This window comes from Streptacidiphilus jiangxiensis (genome assembly GCF_900109465.1).
GTDB lineage: Bacteria > Actinomycetota > Actinomycetes > Streptomycetales > Streptomycetaceae > Streptacidiphilus > Streptacidiphilus jiangxiensis.
In genome coordinates, this window is record NZ_FOAZ01000025.1 from 16,113 (window position 1) to 35,731 (window position 19,619).

The window sequence follows — 19,619 nt, forward strand, 5'->3', positions numbered from 1 at the left end:
GTAAGGTCCGGGCCATGTCTCGCACTCTCCGCCTCGCAGTGATCCCTGGTGACGGTATCGGCCAGGAGGTCGTCGCCGAAGGGCTGAAGGTCCTGTCCTCGGCCCTCCCCGCCGACGTGAAGGTGGAGACCGCCGAGTACGACCTCGGCGCCCGCCGCTACCACGCCACCGGTGAGACCCTGCCGGACGGCGTGCTGGAGGAGCTCAAGGGCGCCGACGCGATCCTGCTGGGCGCCATCGGCGACCCGTCCGTGCCCTCCGGTGTGCTGGAGCGCGGACTGCTGCTGAAGCTGCGTTTCGCCTTCGACCACCACGTGAACCTGCGCCCGGGCAAGCTCTTCCCCGGCGTCGCCTCGCCGCTCGCGGGCAACCCCGACATCGACTTCGTCGTGGTCCGCGAGGGCACCGAGGGCCCGTACGTCGGCAACGGCGGCTCGCTGCGCACCGGCACCGACCAGGAGATCGCCACCGAGGTCAGCCTCAACACGGCCTTCGGCATCGAGCGCGTCGTCCGCGACGCCTTCGCCCGCGCCCAGGCGCGTCCGCGCAAGAAGCTGACGCTGGTCCACAAGAACAACGTGCTGGTCCACGCCGGCCACCTGTGGAAGCGGATCTTCGACTCGGTCGCCGCCGAGTACCCCGAGGTCACCACCGACTACCTGCACGTCGACGCGGCGACGATCTTCTTCGTCACCCAGCCCGAGCGCTTCGACGTGATCGTCACCGACAACCTCTTCGGCGACATCCTGACCGACCTCGCCGCGGCCGTCACCGGCGGCATCGGCCTGGCGGCCTCCGGCAACATCAACCCCACCGGCGCCTTCCCGTCCATGTTCGAGCCGGTCCACGGCTCCGCCCCGGACATCGCCGGCCAGGGCAAGGCCGACCCGACGGCCACGATCCTCTCGGTCGCCATGCTGCTCGGCCACCTCGGCTACGCCGCCGAGGCGGCGAAGATCGAGGACGCCGTCGCCGCCGACCTCGCCGAGCGGGCCTCGCTCACCGCTCCGCGCACCACCTCCCAGATCGGCGACGCGCTCGCCGCCCGAGTAGCCGGCTGACCCGCCGGCCTCCTCCGCTACACCACAGCACCGGGCCGGCGACGGCCCGGTGCTGCGCGTTTGTCCTCCTCAGCGCGACGCTCACCAAGGCACCGGCTGTCGCTTACGCCCCGATCAATGCGACTATCGACCCTGGGGAACCGATCCCCGGTCGAGTACCCCGCCAAGACGACACGGTGAAGGACAAACGTCGATGACCTCTATCGAGCTCAAGCCCTCGGCCCACCCACTGACCGATGCCGAGCGCGAGGCCCGCCTGGCCTCCCCTGGCTTCGGCCGCTTCTTCACCGACCACATGGTGACCATCCGCTGGACCGAGGGGCGCGGCTGGCACGACGCCCAGCTGGTGCCGTACGGCCCGCTGGAGATCGACCCGGCCAACATGACCATCCACTACGGTCAGTCGATCTTCGAGGGCCTGAAGGCGTACCGCACCGCCGACGGCCGCATCCAGACCTTCCGCCCCGAGGCGAACGCCGCCCGCTTCCAGGCCTCCGCCCGTCGTCTGGCCATGCCGGAGCTGCCCGAGGAGCTCTTCGTCGAGGCCGTCGAGGCACTGGTCAAGCAGGACCAGGCGTGGGTGCCGACCCAGGACGAGTCGAGCCTCTACCTGCGGCCCTTCATGTTCGCCACCGAGGTGGGCCTGGGCGTGCGCCCGGCCAACGAGTACCTCTTCATGCTGATCGCCTCCCCGGCGGGCGCCTACTTCTCCGGCGGCGTCAAGCCGGTCTCGGTGTGGATCTCCGAGGAGTACGTCCGCGCCGCCCCCGGCGGCACCGGCGCGGCCAAGTGCGCCGGCAACTACGCCGCCTCGCTGGTCGCCCAGGCCCAGGCCGCGGCCGAGGGCTGCGACCAGGTCGTCTGGCTGGACGCCGTGGAGCGCCGCTGGATCGAGGAGATGGGCGGCATGAACCTCTACTTCGTCTTCGGCGAGGGCGAGAACGCCCGCGTGGTCACCCCCGAGCTCTCCGGCTCGCTGCTGCCCGGCATCACCCGCGACTCGCTGCTCGCCATCGCCGGTGACCTCGGGTACGCGACCGACGAGCGGAAGATCTCCACCGACGAGTGGCGTGACGGCAACGCCTCGGGCGAGCTGACCGAGGTCTTCGCCTGCGGCACCGCCGCGGTGATCACCCCGGTCGGCTCGGTCAAGTCCGCCCGCGGCGACTGGCAGGTCGGCGACGGCAAGCCCGGCCCGGTCACGATGAAGCTGCGCGAGACGCTGTTGGCGCTGCAGACCGGCAAGCGCGAGGACACCCACGGCTGGATGCACCCGATCGTCTGACCTGAGATTTCATAGGACGGTCACGTATCTCGCATGGCAAGATGCGCGGCCGTCCTCCGGGTCGGTGTGCCAGACTGCGAAGGTGCCCACGTTCGCACTGATTATTAGCTGCAGCGCGCAGGTCTGAGTTCCCGAGCAGGAACCGACCAGCGTGCAGACCTCTCGCATCCGCGAGGGGTCTTTTTCGTTGAACGAGCAGCACCGACAGGAGACCACCGGCCATGAGTTCCCTCACCGACGAATTCCACGTCTTCGACACCACGCTGCGCGACGGCGCGCAGCGCGAGGGCATCAACCTCACCGTCGCGGACAAGCTCGCCATCGCCCGCTACCTGGACGAGTTCGGCGTGGGCTTCATCGAGGGCGGCTGGCCGGGCGCCAACCCGCGCGACACCGAGTTCTTCGCGCGCGCGAAGAACGAACTGAAGCTGGAGAACGCCCAGCTGGTGGCCTTCGGCGCGACCCGCCGAGCCGGTGGCACCGCGGCGGACGACGCGCAGCTGCAGGCACTGGTCGCCTCCGGCGCGCCGGTGGTGACGCTGGTCGCCAAGTCCCACGACCGCCACGTCGAGCTGGCGCTGCGTACCACGCTGGAGGAGAACCTCGCCATGGTCCGCGACAGCGTCGCGTACCTGCGGTCCCAGGGCCGCCGCGTGTTCATCGACTGCGAGCACTTCTTCGACGGCTACAAGGCCAACCGCGCCTACGCGCTCTCCGTCGTGCGTGCCGCGCACGAGGCGGGCGCGGACGTGGTGGTGCTGTGCGACACCAACGGCGGCATGCTGCCCGGCGGCGTCCGCGAGATCGTCGCCGACGTGCTGGCCGAGACCGGCGCGCGGCTCGGCATCCACGCCCAGGACGACACCGGCTGCGCCGTCGCCAACACCCTCGCCGCGGTGGATGCGGGCGCGACGCACGTCCAGTGCACCGCCAACGGCTACGGCGAGCGGGTCGGCAACGCGAACCTCTTCCCGGTCGTGGGCGCGCTGGAGCTCAAGCACGACCGGCGGGTGGTGCCCGCAGGCCGCCTCGCCGAGATGACCCGCATCTCGCACGCGATCGCCGAGGTCGTCAACCTCACCCCGTCCACGCACCAGCCGTACGTCGGCGTCTCCGCGTTCGCCCACAAGGCCGGGCTGCACGCCTCGGCCATCAAGGTGGACCCGGACCTCTACCAGCACACCGATCCGGCCCTGGTGGGCAACACCATGCGGATGCTGGTCTCCGACATGGCCGGGCGGGCCTCGGTGGAGCTGAAGGGCAAGGAGCTCGGCTACGACCTCTCCACCGACCGCGAGCTGGCCGGTCGCGTCGTGGATCGGGTCAAGGAGAAGGAGCTCGCCGGCTACACCTTCGAGGCCGCCGACGCCTCCTTCGAGCTCCTGCTCCGGGCCGAGGTCCGGGGCGCCCAGGAGCGCTTCTTCACCCTGGAGTCCTGGCGCGCGATCGCCGAGCAGCGGGCCGACGGCACGACCGCCAACGAGGCCACGGTGAAGCTCTGGGCCAAGGGTGAGCGCATCGTGGCCACCGGAGAGGGCAACGGCCCCGTCGACGCCCTGGACGCCGCCCTGAGGGCCGCGGTGGGCCGCTTCTACCCGCAGCTGGCCCGGCTGGAACTGACGGACTACAAGGTCCGCATCCTGGAGGGCCAGCACGGCACCGGCTCCCAGACCCGCGTCCTGATCGAGACCACGGACGGTGTGACCTCCTGGTCGACCGTCGGTGTGGCGGAGAACGTCGTCGGCGCCTCCTGGCAGGCCCTGGACGACGCCTACACCTACGGCCTCATCCGCGCCGGCCTCACCGCCTGAGCGTGACCCCCTCGGGGGCCGCCGCCGCAGCGATCGCGGCGGCCTCCCGGGCCGCGGCCTCGGGCGATGGCATCACCGCCGGGGAACGACGAAGGGCGCGAGGGGAGTTCCTCGCGCCCTTCGAACGTCGTACCGGCGTGCCGGTCAGCGCAGGCGGGCCAGCAGCGCGTGCTCGACGAGCGTGATCAGCGCCGACTTCGCGCTGTCGCGACGGCGGGCGTCGGTGGTGATGATCGGGGTCTCGTGGCCGAGCTGGAGGGCCTCGCGGACCTCGTCCGGCGTGTGCGTCTGGCTGCCGTCGAAGGCGTTGATCGCGACGATGAACGGCAGGCCGCTGTTCTCGAAGTAGTCGATCGCCGGGAAGCAGTCGGCCAGGCGGCGGGTGTCCACGAGCACGACGGCGCCGATGGCGCCGCGGACCAGGTCGTCCCACATGAACCAGAAGCGGTCCTGGCCCGGGGTGCCGAACAGGTAGAGGATCAGGTCCTCGTCCAGGGTGATACGGCCGAAGTCCATGGCGACCGTCGTGGTCGTCTTGCCGCTGACGTGGCTGAGATCGTCGATCCCGGCGGAGGCCGAGGTCATCACGGCCTCGGTACGGAGCGGGTTGATCTCGGAGACCGCGCCGACGAGGGTGGTCTTGCCCACGCCGAAGCCGCCCGCCACCACGATCTTCGCGGAGGTCGTGCTGCGGCCCCCGGTGGCGGCCGGGGCAGTCGGCCTAGAGCTTGCGAAGTCCACTGAGCACCCTTTCGAGCAGTGTCACATCAGGCGTTCCGCCGGATTCGCCCCCGGCGGCGGGCTGGTGGATCGCGACCAGGCCGGATTCGGCCAGGTCCGCGACGAGAATGCGAGCCACACCCAGCGGCATGGACAGCAGGGCCGAGATCTCGGCGACCGACTTGATGTCCATGCACAGGTTGCAGATGCGTTGGTGTTCGGGGAGCAGCGAACCGATCCGCTCCGGAGCGGCCGTCGTGGAGACGAGCGCCTCGATGGCCAGCTGGTAGCGCGGACGGGTCCGGCCGCCGGTCATCGCGTAGGGGCGGATGAGGGGTTCCTCGTCGTGGTGCTCCGGCTCGACCGGCGCCTGGGGGCGCCCACCGTGCGGGGCCGACTGGGGCTGCCACTCCTGCGGCTGCTGGTCCTGCCAGTAGCCGGACTGCCCGGCGTGGGGCGCCTGGTCGTAACCGGGGTACCCAGAGGCCGGGGCGTAGCCGCCGGCGGGACCGCCGAACGCGTCATGGCCTGTTCCCGGATAGGCAGCGCCGTACTGGCCGTTCTGGTCCTCGGGCGGTGTCACGGTTCCTCCTCACGAACGATCTGGATGCGGACGCGGCTCGCTTGGCGTCAGGTGGTGACGCCGGTTCAGTGCAGAAGGCTGCCCTGGAGTTCGGCGCGCAGGGCCGGGGTGAGGACGGTGCCGGCACGGTCGACCAGCAGGGCCATCTCGTAGCCGACGAGGCCGATGTCGCTGTCCGGGGAGGCCAGCACGGCCAGGGCGGAGCCGTCGGAGACGGCCATGAGGAAGAGGAAGCCGCGCTCCATCTCCACCACCGTCTGTGCGACCTTGCCGCCCTCGAAGATCCGGGACGCGCCCTGGGTCAGCGAGGTGAGGCCGGAGGCGACGGCGGCGAGCTGGTCGGCGCGGTCGCGGGGGAAGCCCTCGGACATGGCGAGCAGCAGGCCGTCGGCCGACACGACCACGGTGTGCGAGACCCCGGGGGTGTTGTCGACGAAGTTGGTGATCAACCAGTTGAGGTTCTGGGCCGCCTGGCTCATCTGACTCATCTTGGATCAACGCTCCTGGGGGTTGGTGCCGTACGGGCCAGAGCCCTGGTGGGGGGTGTCGCCCGCGTTGTGACCTTGCTGGATGCCGCGGCGCAGGTTGGTGAGCCTGCCCCGGACCTCCTCGGGGGAACGGGACAGCTGGGGCTGCGACGAGGGCAGATCGGGGGTGCCTGCGCCGTCGGGGTCCTGGAACTGACCGGGGAGCAGGTTCTGCTTCGGTACGCGGCGCGGCAGACCGGAGGTGGTGGTTCCGGCGCCGGACGCCTCACGGGGTGCCGAGGCGCTCGGCCCGGCGGCCGGCAGCGCGGCCGCGGGACGGCCGTGCGCGGGCGGCATGACCGGCATGGCGCTGGTGGTCTGACCGCTCTCCTTGGCGCCGGTGAACCAGTTGGGGCGCTCGCCACTGTCGCGGCCGCCGATCGCCCCGCCGCCGAGCGCGGCGCCCGGTCGCCGAGTGGGCAGACCGTTGGCGCCCAGGGCGGTCGGCTCCTGGCCCTGCGGGCTCTGCGGCGCGACGGGGCCGGGCTCGTAGGCCGGCGCGCCGGTGCCGTAGTGCTGCATGCCGGGGGTCGCCCCGGGGGTGAGGTAGGTGTCCTCGGCGTAGTCCGCACCGTAGGTCTCGTGCTCGGCCACTCCGGCCTCGAAGTGCTGGGCGGTGTAGCGCCCGGCCTCGTAACCGGCGTCCGGTGCCGGGTAGGACGGCGACGGCTGGTGGCCGCGCGCGTGGCTACCGTCCAGGTTCTGCGGGTGGCCCGACGCGTTCTCCGCGCCGAACCCCTGGGCGTAACCGGAACCGTACTGTGCGGAGTAGTCGGCGCGCGGCTCCGTCTCGAACTCCGAGCGGTACTCGGCGTCGAAGCCGTCGAAGGCCTGGGCGCCGTCGGCGTACTCCTGGCCGCCGTACTCGGGGCTGTACCCGTACTCGGCCGGAGCCGGGGTGCGCTCGTCGTAGGCGGGAGAGTCGCCCGACTCCAGCGCGACCTGCTGGCGGCGCTGGCCCAGGCGCAGCGAACGCTGCACCGAGTCGAGCGCGCTGCCCTGCTCACCGGCCTCCAGGGCACGGTCGTAGCGGCTGTCGTCGAAGCCGAGCTCGCTCGCGGTGCGCATGCCCGCCATGCCCGCGCCCTGCGCGGCCTCCGGGTAGATGCGGGAGACGGTGAACTGCTCCTCGGGCTCGACGGCACCGGCCGCCAGGGTCAGCCGCTCGGGCAGCATGACCAGCGAGGTGGTACCGGCGGACTCGCCGGAGGGGCGCAGCTGGACGCGGATGCCGTGTCGCTCGGACAGGCGGCCGACCACGAAGAGGCCCATCTGGCGGGAGACGGAGGCGTCCACGGTCGGCGGGTCGGCCAGCTTCGCGTTGATCTCGGCGAAGTCCTCGGAGGTGAGGCCGATGCCCTTGTCGTGGATCTCGACCAGCACGCGCTGGTCGGGCAGGCGGGTCGCGGTGACGCGCACCTTGGTCTGCGGGCTGGAGAAGGTGGTGGCGTTCTCCAGCAGCTCGGCGAGCAGGTGCACGAGGTCGGTGACGGCGGGACCGACGACGTCGGTCTCGGGTATGCCGGCCAGCTCGATGCGCTCGTACTGCTCCACCTCGGAGGCGGCCGCACGGAGCACGTCCACCAGCGGGATCGGCTCACCCCAGGTACGGCCCGGGTCCTCGCCGGCGAGGACGAGGAGGTTCTCGCCGTTGCGGCGCATGCGGGTGGCCAGGTGGTCGAGCTTGAAGAGGTTCTCCAGCTGGTCCGGGTCGGCCTCGTTGTTCTCCAGGTCCGTGATCAGCGCCAGCTGGCGCTCGATCAGGCCGTGCGAACGGCGGGAGAGGTTGGTGAAGATCGCGTTGACGTTGCCGCGGAGCAGGGCCTGCTCGGAGGCGAGTCGGATGGCCTCGCGGTGGACCTCGTCGAAGGCGCGGGCGACCTCGGCGATCTCGTCCTTGCCGTTCACCTGGATCGGCTCGACCGTGAGGTCGACCTTGCCCGGGTCGGTCTTGGAGAGCTGGCGCACCAGGTCGGGCAGGCGCTGCTGGGCGACCTGCTCGGCGCCGTCACGCAGACGGCGCATGTTGCGGATCATCGAGCGGGCGACCAGAGCCGTCATCACACCGGCCAGCAGCACCGCGCCGAGCACGATGGCGGCGTTCATGATGGCGTCGTTGCGGGCCTTGGACGCCTGGTCCGAGGCCTGGGTCACCGCGTCGGCGACCAGCTTGCTCTCGACCGTGCGCAGTGCGTCGAAGACGGCCGTGGTCTCCTGGCCCCACAGCAGCGGCGTGACGCCGGCCGCCCGGGCGTGGGCCGGGTCCGGCGCCGCCACCAGGATGTTGACCATGCCCTGGATGTCCAGGGCCTTGCCCGACTTGGCGCCGCCACCCTGCGCGGCGGCCGCGCTCTGCTGGTTGGCGTTCTCCATGGCGGCCTGCACGTTCTGCAGGCCCTGGTTGAGCGCGGTGACGAAGGCCGGGTCGGCGGCGTTGGTGAACTCCTGCTGCGCGATGCCCTGCAGGTAGAGGTAGCTGAAGGCCTTCATCTGCTGGGTGAAGTACAGAGTGGTGGCCGCCGCGCTGGTGTTCGGCTTGTACTTCTCCAGCAGCATGTGCAGGACGATGGCGCGCTCGATCGAGTCGGCGTCCTTGGCCAGGGTGATCGCGTAGATCGCGCGGCCGTCGGAGTTGATGCTGCCGCCGTTGCTGAAGACCAGCTCGTTGTCGAGGCCCTGGAGCGCGGAGAAGAGGGAGGAGTACGCCTCTTCGGCCGTCGTGGTCGGCTGGCTGTAGTCCAGCTTGCGCAGCCCGTCGATCTTCGCGAGCTGCGGCTTGGCCGCCGCGATGCGCTCCTGGACATGCCCGATGTTCGGCGCGTTCGCGGCCAGCGCCTCGAAGTTGGCGATGGCCGTGTTCGTGTTGTCCCGGAGTTTCTTCACCGTCTGGTCGAGCGGCGCGCTCGCCGCCGCCGAGCCGGGCTTCATCAGGTACGGGATCGAGCCGTCACGTTCCTGGTCGATGGCCTGCGTCACCTGGGTCGAGGCCTCGACCAGCTTGGCGACCTTCTGGGCGTCCTGGGCCTGCTGCCACGCGGTGTACGAGCTCTGCACCCGTAGGCCGGCGAAGGCGAGCGCCGCAAGGACCGGGACCAGGAGGATCGCGATCAGCTTGAAGGGCAGGCGACGGTTGCTCAGGGAGAGCCGACCCGCAGGCCGGACCTGGGGCGCGCTTCCGGCGCCTGGAGCTGCCTCGTTGTGGCTCACTCGACTCAACCTCTCGGCCGGGGCGGCCTTGTCGTGCATCCGGGGGTCATCCGGCGGTGGCTGGCATTTCAGCACGGGCGTATGGCCTTGGCCAAACACCCTCCGGTTCACAGGGATCCTGGAGTAAATGGGACATAAACACCCACGGACGGCGAATGCCCGCGCTGCGTTCTGCGCAGCGTGTGCACTCGCCTACCGATGGTGAGAGCTGGGTGGGAAATGCGTGTCGAACCGTTATAGAAAGTTCAACACGCAGTCTCAGCGCAGCCGGGCGAGCAGCGCGTGCTCGACGAGCGTGATGAGCGCCGACTTGGCGCTGTCGCGCCGCCGCGCGTCGGTGGCGATGATCGGCGTGTCCGGTCCCAACTGCAGGGCGTCGCGCACCTCGTCGGGCGAGTGCGTGGCGAAGCCGTCGAAGTTGTTCAGCGCCACCACGAACGGCAGGCCGCTGTTCTCGAAGTAGTCGATTGCCGGGAAGCAGTCGGCCAGGCGGCGGGTGTCGACCAGGACGACGGCGCCGATGGCGCCGCGGACCAGGTCGTCCCACATGAACCAGAAGCGGTCCTGGCCCGGGGTGCCGAACAGGTAGAGGATCAGGTCCGCGTCGAGGGTGATGCGGCCGAAGTCCATGGCGACCGTGGTCGTGGTCTTTCCGCCGACGTGGGTCAGGTCGTCGATCCCGGCGGAGGCCGAGGTCATCACGGCCTCGGTGCGCAGCGGGTTGATCTCGGACACGGCCCCCACGAGGGTGGTCTTGCCCACGCCGAAGCCGCCCGCCACCACGATCTTCGCGGAGGTGGTGGCCCTGGTGGCGGTCGGACTAGAGCTTGCGAAGTCCACTGAGCACCCTTTCGAGCAGCGTGACATCGGGCGCGCCGCCGTTGTCGGAGGCGGCCGCAGGCTGGTGGATGGCGACCAGGCCGGCCTCGGCCAGGTCGGCGACGAGGATGCGGGCGACACCCAGGGGCATGGGGACCAGGGCGGAGACCTCCGCCACCGACTTCACCTCGCGGCAGAGGTCGACGATCCGCGCGTGCTCCGGCAGCAACGTCCCCGAGCGGTACGCCTGGGGCGTGCTGGTCACCAGCGCCTCGATGGCGAGCTGGTAGCGCGGACGGGTGCGGCCGCCGGTCATCGCGTAGGGACGCACGAGCGGCTGCCGGGCGCCGCTCTGGCCTCCGTGCGGTGAAGTCATCAGTCCTCCTAGTGCTGCAGCGGCCGTCGTGCCTTTCCGCGGCGAGGGTGGGTGGTGCTGTCCGTGTCCGGAGCAATGTCCTGGCACGAGTGGCACCGGAGTGTACGGGGCCGACGGCCCGTGAGTCCCGGCAGTGCCAGGATTCACGGGCCGAGGTGGCCCATGTCTCATTCGTCGGGTCCGTCGGGTTCGTCGGCTCCGCAAGGGCCGACGAACCCTCAGTGCAGCAGGCTGCCCTGGAGTTCGGCGCGCAGGGCCGGCGTGAGCACGGTGCCGGCACGGTCGACCAGCAGCGCCATCTCGTAGCCGACCAGGCCGATGTCGCTGTCCGGCGAGGAGAGCACCGCCAGGGCGGAGCCGTCGGAGACGGCCATCAGGAAGAGGAAGCCGCGCTCCATCTCCACCACCGTCTGCGAGACCTTGCCGCCCTCGAAGATCCGGGACGCGCCCTGGGTCAGCGAGGTCAGGCCCGAGGCCACCGCGGCGAGCTGGTCGGCCCGGTCGCGGGGGAAGCCCTCGGACATGGCGAGCAGCAGGCCGTCGGCCGACACGACCACGGTGTGCGACACCCCGGGGGTGCTGTCGACGAAGTTGGTGATCAACCAGTTGAGGTTCTGGGCCGCCTGGCTCATCTGACTCATCTTGGATCAACGCTCCTGGTTGTTGCTGCCGTACGGGCCGTTGCCCTGACCGGGGCCGGCCGTGCCCTGGGCCCGGCCTTGCTGAATGCCGCGACGCAGGTTGGTGAGACGTCCGCGGACCTCGTCGGGAGAGCGGGAGACCTGCGGGCCCGGAAGGGCCTGCGACTCCGCCGTGCCCGGGACCAGGTTGGCCTTGGGCACACGACGCGGCAGACCGGAGGGCATCACGCCGCCCGCGCTGGGCTCGCGCACCTGCTCCGCGCGGCGCCACGTCTCGTCGTTGGCCGAGCTGCGCCACGGCGCCGAGTCGGGGCTCATCCCGGAGACCCCGGTCGCACCGGCGGGCGCCTGCGGCTGGGCCGGACGGCCGGGCTGCTCGAACTGGCCGGTGCGGCCCCCGTCGAACTGTCCCTGCTGTCCCTGCTGTCCCTGCTGCACCGTCGGGAACTGGCCGGTGGCCGACTGGCCGCCGAACTGCGCGGTGCCGGAGGCCTGCTGGCCGCCCTGGTTCTCGGAGACCTGGATACCGCGCATCCGCTCGGCGCGACCCGCGCGGAACCAGGTGGTCTCCATCTGCTCGAAGATCGGCGAGGGAGCGGCCGACTCGTTGGCCGGAGGCAGCGCGCGGGTGAGCGGGTCGCCGCCGAAGTCCGGCTGCGGCGCGGGCTGCGGCTGCGGTGCGACCGGCGCCGGGGGCATCGGACGGGCCGGCGGCTCGTCGTCGAAGCGCGGACGGGCGAACTGAGCGGTGCTCTCCGCAATCGAGGAGGGCTGACTGATCGGGCCCGGGCCGGGACGGCCCCCGGCCGGAGAACCGTGCTGCGGCTGCTCCGCCCAGGGGGACGGCTCGTGGCCGTAGCCGGTGTCGCCGCGGCCGCCGAACGGCTGCTGGGCGGGCTGCTGCTGGGTCGGCTGCTGCGGCATCGGGGCCGGCGCGCCGCGCTGCGGCAGCGGCTGGCCGTAGCCGGCGTCCTGCTGGCCGGGCTGACCCGGACCCGCCTGGCCGAAGTTGGGCAGCGGGATACCGCGGCCGTCGGTACGGCTGGAGTCGTAGCCACCGGGCTGTCCGGCCGGGGCCGGCGCGGACGGCTGGCCGAAGCCCTGCTGACCCGTCGGGGCCGGCGCGCCACGCTGCGGCAGCGGCTGGCCGTAGCCGGCGTCCTGCTGGCCGGACGGGCCGGGCTGACCCGGACCCGCCTGGCCCGGCAGACCGGTGCCGACGGGCAGGCCGCGGCCGTCGGTCGGCTGGCCGCCGCGCTGGGGCAGGCCGCCCTGGGGCAGACCCAGCGTCGGCTGAGGCTGCTGCGGCAGGGAGGGACGGCCACCACGGCCGTCGGTGCCGCCCTGCGGGCCGGAGGCCAGCGGGGTGCGCTGCGGACCGGCCGGCGCGGCCGGACGCTGCGGGGCCGCGGGGGCGGCCTTGGCCGCACCGGCGCCACCGGCACCGGCACGACGCTCGGCGACGTTGGTGACGTCCACCGGCAGCATGACCAGCGCGGTGGTGCCGCCCGAGTCGCTCGGACGCAGCTGGATGCGGATGCCGTGACGCAGCGAGAGTCGACCGACCACGAAGAGGCCCATGCGGCGGGAGACGGAGACGTCCACCACCGGCGGGTTCGCCAGGCGCTCGTTGATCTCGGCCAGGTCGTCGGGGGAGAGACCGATACCGGTGTCGTGGATCTCGATCAGCACGCGGCCGTCGGGCAGCGCGTGACCGGTGACCTTGACGCGGGTCTGCGGGCTGGAGAACGAGGTGGCGTTCTCGAGCAGCTCGGCGAGGAGGTGCACGAGGTCGTTGACGACGCGGCCGGCGACGTCCGCCGTCGGCACCGAGGCCAGTTCGATGCGCTCGTACTGCTCCACCTCGGAGGCGGCGGCGCGGAGCACGTCGACCAGCGGGACGGGGCGGGTCCAACGACGACCCGGGTCCTCACCCGCGAGAACCAGGAGGTTCTCACCGTTACGACGCATACGCGTCGCGAGGTGGTCGAGCTTGAACAGCTGGGCCAGCTGGTCCGGGTCGGCCTCGCGCGACTCCAGCTCGGAGATCATCGCCAGCTGGCGCTGGATCAGACCCTGGGAGCGGCGCGAGAGGTTGGTGAACATCGCGTTGATGTTGCCTCGGAGCAGGGCCTGCTCGGCGGCGAGTCGGACGGCCTGGCTGTGGACCTTGTCGAAGGCTCGGGCCACGTGCCCGATCTCGTCCGTGGTGTCGATGCCGATCGGTTGGATCGAGACGTCCACGTCCTGCGGATCGGACTCGGAGAGCTTGCGGACCATCTCCGGCAGCGTGTGCTCGGCGACGTCCTCGGCGGTCTGCTGCAGCTTGGCCAGCGTGCGCACCATCGAGCGGGCCACCAGGGCGGCGCCGAGGATGGCGACGAGGAGAACGGCGACGATCAGACCGGCGTTGGCGTAGGCGTCCGTCTGCGCCTGCGAGCGCAGGTCGGACGCGGTGGTGTTGAGCTCCTGGACCAGGAAGGACTCGTCCTGGTTCATCTGCAGCATCTGCGTGCCGGAGCGGGCCGACCAGTCGGCGGGGCTCAGCAGGTTCGGCTGCTGGTCCAGGGGGGTGCTCGACTGCAGCACCTGGCCGGCCCAGCGGGTCGCTTCGGCGATGTTGGTGTTGCTCTGCCAGGAGCCGATCAGGTTCTGGGCCTTGGCCGAGCCGTAGAGCGCGGTGAACTCTTTCGTCGCCGTCGTGGCGTCGGCCAGGGCTGCCGCGGCGTACTGGCGGTCGCTCGCCGACAGGGTCGGCGTGGTGTTCGTGTCGCCGGGCTTGGTGTAGGTCAGGGCGCCGAGGATCGTGGACCGGACGATGGCCATGTCCTCGTGCCACTGCGTGAAGGCCTGGAGCGACCGGGTCGCCTGGACCAGCTGCAGGTTCGAGGACGCGAGGGCGAGGTCCTGGGTGATCTGGGTCAGCGGGGTGATCAGGTTGTCGAACTGGGCGACGGTCTTCTGCAGGTCGCTGCCGGCCAGCGTGTAGTCGAACGCGCTGCTCTCGATGGTCGGCAGCTGGTCGAGCTTGGCCTGCACCGAGTCGATGTCGACGCCGCCACCGGGGAGCTGCGACTTGTCGAGCGAGTCGATCAGGTTGGTCAGCTTCTGACGCTTCCGGTGCGTCTGCTGCTCGTCGTAGATGACGGTGCTGTTTTCCTTGACCGGCTGGTCCTGCACGCCGCTCGCGCCCGCCATGTCGTCGCGCTCCTGCTCGAGCGAGGTGGCGAGCAGCGTGGCGGCCTGGGCGACCTCACCGAGCTTGGCGACGTTGTCCAGCTGCTGCTGGGTCTGGAGCGAGCCCTGGATGCGCAGACCACCGAGGACGATGGCGGCGACCACGGGCAGCACCAGAAGGGCGGTCAGCCTGGTACGGATGCGCCAGTTGCCGAGCGAGAAGCGCTTGGTCCGACCGGGCCTGGGCGCGGTCACCGAGCCTATTCGGCTCGATCCGCCACCGCCGCTCTTCTTGTCGGCCTTGGCGTTCTTCTCGGCCATGCCGGGCGCGCCGGCCGGACCGGCGTCGGAGCCGGGGCGGCCAGACGTGGGCCCGGGGCGGGGGCCCTCGGCGGCGTGGGGGGCATTCGGCGACGGCTGCTGGTGGCCAGCTGCTCCGCGGTCCGCCGGGTTGCCCGCGCCGCCACCCCTCTTGATACGTCCCTGCACTAGCGTCGCAACCTCTGGACCAGGCGTCCCCCGCTGCGCGCAGCGGCGGAACGGTGTCGAGTTTCTCGGAAGGCGTGGACCCGGTCGGGTCCGAGCTTCGCCTATTGGAGTCTGCGGCCGGCATCCAGTCGCAGACTCCCTGCCGCCGTCGAGTGCCCCGGTGCCGAGCTGGTGCTGGGGGAGGGACGGGCTCCGGCGGTCCGTGGCATTCCAGCACAGGCCCCGATCTCCAACAAGGGGCGACGCTCGGTAGCGGAGGCTGTGACGATCAGTGATGCCGGTGTGACGGAATGTGTGAAACGAGGCCGGGGAAACCGTACGTATCGGACATGAATGCGTCCGAAGTGCGGGTGGCGGGGTGACGCCCCGTCATGATTTTGTCCGATATGGGCCTTATGTGGCACTTATGGAATCGGCCACAATGCCGTAACTGTCGCGCTTGGAGTGTTCCAAAGTGACCAAGCTCACAGGTTATGAGGTGGTGCCGAGTGGCTCTCCTGTGGAATGAGATCCTGGATGCGGGCACGACGCGTGACCCCCTCCCGATCGAGACCAAGGTGAGTCCCCGGTGACCTTCAAGACGACCATGAGCTTCCGTCCCACGGCCAACCCGCGCCGGACCAAGCTCGACGCCCTGCCGGCCGACGGTGGCCCCGCCCTGCGCACCTCCGCCGAGCAGCCGGTGGAGCTCCCGCAGCAGACGGCCAACCCGCGCCGCACCAACCTGATGGTCGCCCCGCCGGTCGTCGTCGCGGACTGACCGCGCCGCGTCTCCTCGGAAAGGGCCCCGCTTCGGCGGGGCCCTTTCTTCTGCCCGGACTAATGTGGTCGTGATCCACCCGTTCCACCCGTTCCCGCCCAGAGGAGACGTCCGCACCGTGCGCATCGCCAGGTACACCCACGAGGGCGAGGTCACCTTCGGCGTGGTCGACGCCCAGGCCGAGACCGTCGCCGCGCTCGCCGGCCACCCGTTCGGCGAGCTCCAGCCGACCGGCGTGGTGCTGCCGCTGTCCGACGTGCGGCTGCTGTCGCCGATGCTGCCGAGCAAGATCGTGGCCGTCGGCCGCAACTACGCCGCCCACGCGGCCGAGCTGGGCAACGAGGTGCCCGAGGCGCCGCTCACCTTCTTCAAGCCCTCCACCGCGGTGATCGGCCCCACCGAGAACATCGCCTACCCGCCGTTCTCCTCCGACGTGCAGTACGAGGCCGAGCTGGCCGTCGTCATCGGCCGGATGTGCCGGGAGGTGCCGCACTCCCGGGTGAACGACGTGATCCTCGGCTACACCTGCGCCAACGACGTCACCGCCCGCGACGTCCAGCAGCGCGAGGGCCAGTGGGCGCGCGCCAAGGGCTTCGACACCGCCTGCCCGCTCGGCCCCTGGATCGAGACCGACCTCGACCCGGCCGACCTCGCGATCACCTGCACCGTCAACGGCGAACTGCGCCAGGCCGGCCGTACCTCGCAGATGGTCCGCTCGATCGCCGACCTGATCGTCCACATCTCCGACGCGATGACGCTGCTCCCCGGCGACGTCATCCTCACCGGCACCCCCGCCGGCGTCGGCCCGCTGGCCGTCGGCGACGAGGTCGCGGTCACCGTCGAGGGCATCGGCACGCTGAGCAACCGCGTGGTCAAGCGTGGCTGAGGTCGGTGTCCTGTGGGACATCGACGACACCCTCTTCGACTACTCGGGTGCCGAACGCGCGGCCATCCTGGAACACCTCGACGCGCTGGGGATGCTGGCGGAGTTCGACTCGCCGCAGCGGGCGCACGAGCTCTGGAGCGGGGACGTCGAGGCGGTCTACGAGCGCTTCCTCGCGGGCGAGCTCGGCTTCCAGGAGCAGCGCAGGGTCCGCGTCGCGCTCTTCCTCGGTCGGATCGGCCGGACCGCCGAGGATCCCGACGCCTGGTTCGCCGGTTACCTGGACGCCTTCACCCGGCACCGCCGCGTTTTCGACGACGTGATACCCGCCCTGGACGCGTTGCCCGGCTACCGGCACGGGCTGCTCTCCAACTCCTCCAGCCGTTACCAGGAGGACAAGCTGACCGCGATCGGTCTGCGCGACCGCTTCTCCTCGCTGGTCTGCTCGGACGAGATCGGGCATGCCAAGCCCGCACCCGAGGCCTTCTGGGCCGGCTGCGCCGCGCTGGGACTGCCGCCCGAGCAGGTGGTCTACGTGGGCGACAAACTGACGACCGACGCGCGGGGCGCGCTGGCCGCCGGGCTGCGCGCGGTCTGGCTCGATCGGCGCGGCCTCGGCGGAGGCGGCGAGGTGCTGCGGATCGACACCCTCGCTGACCTGCCGGAGCTGCTCCGGGTTATCGATTTTGGAGCGTCGGCCACCGTCCTGTAGTGTTCTTCTTGTTGCGCCGCCCGGAAGGGACAGGGGAGAGCCGAGAAGCTCTCACCAAGATCTTCTGGACAGTGCGATGGGGTATGGTGTAATTGGCAGCACGACTGATTCTGGTTCAGTTAGTCTAGGTTCGAGTCCTGGTACCCCAGCTCAAAACGAAATACTGATCTCGCCCCCGTTGTGTAGCGGCCTAGCACGCTGCCCTCTCACGGCAGTAGCGCCGGTTCGAATCCGGTCGGGGGTACCGAAGGAAAAGAGCTCCGGATAGGATCCGGAGCTCTTTTGCATTTTCAGGCGCATTTCAGGGGTGGGGTGTGCGCGGATTTCTGGCCGCGGTCGTCGGTCTTGCTGTTGTGGCGCTCTATCTGACCTGGGGTCTCGGCATGTTGCTGAGCGAGCGGGCGGACGCCGGGGTGAACGTCGGCGGGGCGGTGTTCATCCTGGCGCCCGTGGTGGTCGGCGTGGTCGCCCGCCGAGTCGTCGCCCGGCGCCGCCGCGTCGAACGCGAGGACCGGCTGCAGCGCCTGCACGAGGCGCGGCTCGAACTGACCCGGGCGGAGCAGCCGGAGCTCTGGGAGTTGGTCGAACGGACCGCCCGCGCGTGCCGGGCCGTGGTGCCCGAGTCCGTCGAGCTCCACGCCGGTGCCGGCGCACGCGTGCTCCGCTACGGGCCGGCCCAGCGCCCGCGGCTGATGCTCGGCGTGCCGCTGCTGCTCGGCATGGACGTCGATGAGCTGACGGCGGTTCTCGGGCACGAGTTCGGCCACGTCCGCCGCGGCCCGCACCTGCGGCTGGCGCGCCGCTCGGACGAGCGGCGGCTCCGGCGGCGGCTGCGCCTCGCGCTGGCCCGCCGGGAGGAGTTGGCCTGCGACGCGACGGGTGCCCTGGTGGCCGGTCCGGCGGCCATGGCCTCGGCGCTCCGGGCCCTCGCCGAGTGGGGTTGGGCCGAGCACCGCTACACCGCCGACTACCTCCAGCCGGGCGTCGCCGCCGGGGTTCGGCCCCGGGAGCTCTACCGCGGCCTGGCCGCGTTGTTCGCGGACCCCTCCCGCGCCGACGAGCGCGCGGCCCACCTGCGCGCCGTCCTCGACGGGCGGGAGGATCCGCGGCACACCCATCCAGGGTTGAGCCGTCGCCTGGACGCGTTGGCGCGCCGCTCGGGAGCGCGGTCCGTCCCGGCCGACGGCCGGCCCGCGCTCGAACTCCTCCGCGGCGCCGACGGGGTGCTGGACCGGGCGGCCGAACTCCTGCTGGATCGCGACATCGTGAAGGCGCGTCCGCTGGACTGGGCCGAGTACTTCCACACCGCCGGACGGATCGCCAACAGCCGTGTGGCGCTGCCCGTCTCGGTCCGTGTCGGCGGCGCGGGCGACCTGGGGCGGGTGGTCGGGCTCTGGGAGAACGGCGGCCTGCCCGACCTCGCGGTCCAGGCGGTCGCGCTCGACGCGCTCGCCGCCGCCGGGCACGTCCGGTGGGTGGCCGACTGGGCGGCGCCGCTGCGCGCGGTCCGCGCGGACGGGAGCCCGCTGCCGGAGGGCGACGCGGCCGCGCTGGTCGCCCTGATCAGGGAGCTGCGGGTGCCGGTCAACCACGTCCCGGTTTTCGGGTAGTATCTTCCTCCGGCGGTCCGCGGATCGTCCTTGGGGTATGGTGTAATTGGCAGCACGAGTGATTCTGGTTCATTTAGTCTAGGTTCGAGTCCTGGTACCCCAGCTGTGAAGAGGCCCTCATCGAGGGCCTTTTTTGTTTGCCTTCGCCGTGGCAACGACGCAGGGGCGGACCGCCGTAGCGGTCCGCCCCTGCTGGTACGTGGATGGTCAGGCGCGCCGCAGCGCGTCGGTGAGGCGGGCCGCCGCCTCGACGATGGCCTGGGCGTGCAGTCGGCCCGGGTGGCGGGTCAGGCGCTCGATCGGGCCGGAGACGGAGACCGCCGCCACGACCCGGTTGGACGGCCCGCGCACGGGCGCCGAGACGGAGGCCACGCCGGGCTCGCGCTCGCCGATGGACTGCGCCCAGCCGCGGCGTCGCACGCCGGAGAGCGCGGTCGCGGTGAAGCGCGCGCCCTGGAGGCCGCGGTGCAGCCGCTCCGGCTCCTCCCAGGCGAGCAGCACCTGGGCCGCGGAGCCGGCCTTCATCGGGAGCGTGGAGCCCACCGGGACGGTGTCCCGCAGGCCGGAGAGCCGCTCGGCGGCGGCCACGCAGATGCGGAGATCGCCCTGCCGCCGGTACAGCTGCGCGCTCTCGCCCGTCACGTCGCGGAGGTGGGTGAGCACCGGGCCGGCCGTGGCCAGCAGTCGGTCCTCGCCCGCCGCGGCGGCGAGCTCGGAGAGGCGGGGCCCCAGGATGAAGCGGCCCTGCATGTCACGGGTGACCAGGCGGTGGTGCTCCAAGGCGACCGCCAGCCGGTGCGCGGTGGGGCGCGCCAGTCCGGTGGCCGAGACGAGCCCGGCCAGGGTCGCGGGGCCTGCCTCTAGCGCGCTCAGCACCAGAGCAGCCTTGTCGAGAACGCCGACGCCACTAGAGTTGTCCATGCCCTGATATTGCAGTCTCGGATCGCGAGACGCAAGT

16 protein-coding genes and 3 tRNA genes are annotated in these 19,619 nt (G+C 71.3%); 10 read left to right on the forward strand and 9 right to left on the reverse strand.

The window, feature by feature from the left end; genetic code table 11:
* The first annotated feature begins 14 nt into the window (after nt 1-14).
* The 3 genes from BMY61_RS35255 to cimA all read left to right on the forward strand — a co-directional run bounded on the left by BMY61_RS35255 (nt 15) and on the right by cimA (nt 4,157).
* Nucleotides 15-1,061, forward strand: a complete 1,047-nt coding sequence (locus BMY61_RS35255; protein ID WP_042454084.1) for a 3-isopropylmalate dehydrogenase — start codon at nt 15-17, stop codon at nt 1,059-1,061.
* Nucleotides 1,062-1,254: 193 nt separating this feature from the next.
* Nucleotides 1,255-2,346, forward strand: coding sequence for a branched-chain amino acid aminotransferase (locus tag BMY61_RS35260; protein WP_042454082.1), 1,092 nt, complete (start codon nt 1,255-1,257; stop codon nt 2,344-2,346).
* A 221-nt stretch (nt 2,347-2,567) separates the two neighbouring features.
* Complete coding sequence (cimA, locus tag BMY61_RS35265; RefSeq protein WP_042454080.1) at nt 2,568-4,157, forward strand: citramalate synthase; 1,590 nt, start codon at nt 2,568-2,570, stop codon at nt 4,155-4,157.
* A gap of 144 nt (nt 4,158-4,301) precedes the next feature.
* Here cimA and BMY61_RS35270 read toward each other — a convergent pair whose 3' ends face one another.
* The 8 genes from BMY61_RS35270 to BMY61_RS35305 all read right to left on the reverse strand — a co-directional run bounded on the left by BMY61_RS35270 (nt 4,302) and on the right by BMY61_RS35305 (nt 14,528).
* Nucleotides 4,302-4,898, reverse strand: coding sequence for a GTP-binding protein (locus BMY61_RS35270; protein WP_042454078.1), 597 nt, complete (start codon nt 4,896-4,898; stop codon nt 4,302-4,304).
* The gene (locus BMY61_RS35275; RefSeq protein WP_042454075.1) at nt 4,879-5,460 is read right to left on the reverse strand and encodes a DUF742 domain-containing protein; all 582 of its coding nucleotides are present in this window, start codon (nt 5,458-5,460) and stop codon (nt 4,879-4,881) included. Before BMY61_RS35275 ends, BMY61_RS35270 begins: the two co-directional genes overlap by 20 nt.
* Before the next feature lie 65 nt (nt 5,461-5,525).
* Nucleotides 5,526-5,939: a roadblock/LC7 domain-containing protein gene (locus BMY61_RS35280; RefSeq protein WP_042454072.1), complete on the reverse strand. Its 414-nt coding sequence runs from the start codon at nt 5,937-5,939 to the stop codon at nt 5,526-5,528.
* A gap of 15 nt (nt 5,940-5,954) precedes the next feature.
* The gene (locus BMY61_RS35285; protein ID WP_052439108.1) at nt 5,955-9,194 is read right to left on the reverse strand and encodes a sensor histidine kinase; all 3,240 of its coding nucleotides are present in this window, start codon (nt 9,192-9,194) and stop codon (nt 5,955-5,957) included.
* A 258-nt stretch (nt 9,195-9,452) separates the two neighbouring features.
* Complete coding sequence (locus BMY61_RS35290; protein ID WP_042454068.1) at nt 9,453-10,034, reverse strand: GTP-binding protein; 582 nt, start codon at nt 10,032-10,034, stop codon at nt 9,453-9,455.
* Nucleotides 10,015-10,389: a DUF742 domain-containing protein gene (locus BMY61_RS35295; protein ID WP_042454066.1), complete on the reverse strand. Its 375-nt coding sequence runs from the start codon at nt 10,387-10,389 to the stop codon at nt 10,015-10,017. The genes BMY61_RS35290 and BMY61_RS35295 overlap by 20 nt, the downstream gene beginning before the upstream one ends.
* 218 nt (nt 10,390-10,607) lie before the next feature.
* Nucleotides 10,608-11,021, reverse strand: coding sequence for a roadblock/LC7 domain-containing protein (locus BMY61_RS35300; RefSeq protein WP_042454064.1), 414 nt, complete (start codon nt 11,019-11,021; stop codon nt 10,608-10,610).
* A 15-nt stretch (nt 11,022-11,036) separates the two neighbouring features.
* Complete coding sequence (locus BMY61_RS35305) at nt 11,037-14,528, reverse strand: ATP-binding protein (RefSeq protein ID WP_244904230.1); 3,492 nt, start codon at nt 14,526-14,528, stop codon at nt 11,037-11,039.
* Between the two features lie 736 nt (nt 14,529-15,264).
* On the opposite strand from BMY61_RS35305, the gene BMY61_RS35310 reads away from it, so the two are divergent.
* The 7 genes from BMY61_RS35310 to BMY61_RS35340 all read left to right on the forward strand — a co-directional run bounded on the left by BMY61_RS35310 (nt 15,265) and on the right by BMY61_RS35340 (nt 18,764).
* Nucleotides 15,265-15,456 carry a hypothetical protein gene (locus BMY61_RS35310; protein WP_042454058.1) on the forward strand — a complete coding sequence of 64 codons (192 nt, stop codon included), beginning with the start codon at nt 15,265-15,267 and terminating at the stop codon, nt 15,454-15,456.
* A 118-nt stretch (nt 15,457-15,574) separates the two neighbouring features.
* Complete coding sequence (locus BMY61_RS35315) at nt 15,575-16,342, forward strand: fumarylacetoacetate hydrolase family protein (RefSeq protein ID WP_042454056.1); 768 nt, start codon at nt 15,575-15,577, stop codon at nt 16,340-16,342.
* Complete coding sequence (locus BMY61_RS35320) at nt 16,335-17,051, forward strand: HAD family hydrolase (RefSeq protein WP_042454054.1); 717 nt, start codon at nt 16,335-16,337, stop codon at nt 17,049-17,051. Before BMY61_RS35315 ends, BMY61_RS35320 begins: the two co-directional genes overlap by 8 nt.
* Before the next feature lie 77 nt (nt 17,052-17,128).
* Nucleotides 17,129-17,200: transfer RNA gene (locus BMY61_RS35325), tRNA-Gln, on the forward strand.
* Nucleotides 17,201-17,222: 22 nt separating this feature from the next.
* Nucleotides 17,223-17,295 (forward strand) — tRNA-Glu (locus BMY61_RS35330).
* A 70-nt stretch (nt 17,296-17,365) separates the two neighbouring features.
* Nucleotides 17,366-18,661: a M48 family metallopeptidase gene (locus tag BMY61_RS35335; protein WP_143094682.1), complete on the forward strand. Its 1,296-nt coding sequence runs from the start codon at nt 17,366-17,368 to the stop codon at nt 18,659-18,661.
* Nucleotides 18,662-18,692: 31 nt separating this feature from the next.
* Nucleotides 18,693-18,764: transfer RNA gene (locus tag BMY61_RS35340), tRNA-Gln, on the forward strand.
* A gap of 104 nt (nt 18,765-18,868) precedes the next feature.
* Here BMY61_RS35340 and BMY61_RS35345 read toward each other — a convergent pair.
* A complete protein-coding gene (locus tag BMY61_RS35345) occupies nt 18,869-19,582 on the reverse strand; it encodes an IclR family transcriptional regulator (RefSeq protein WP_042454049.1) in 714 nt (237 codons plus the stop codon).
* Nucleotides 19,583-19,619 lie beyond the last annotated feature (37 nt).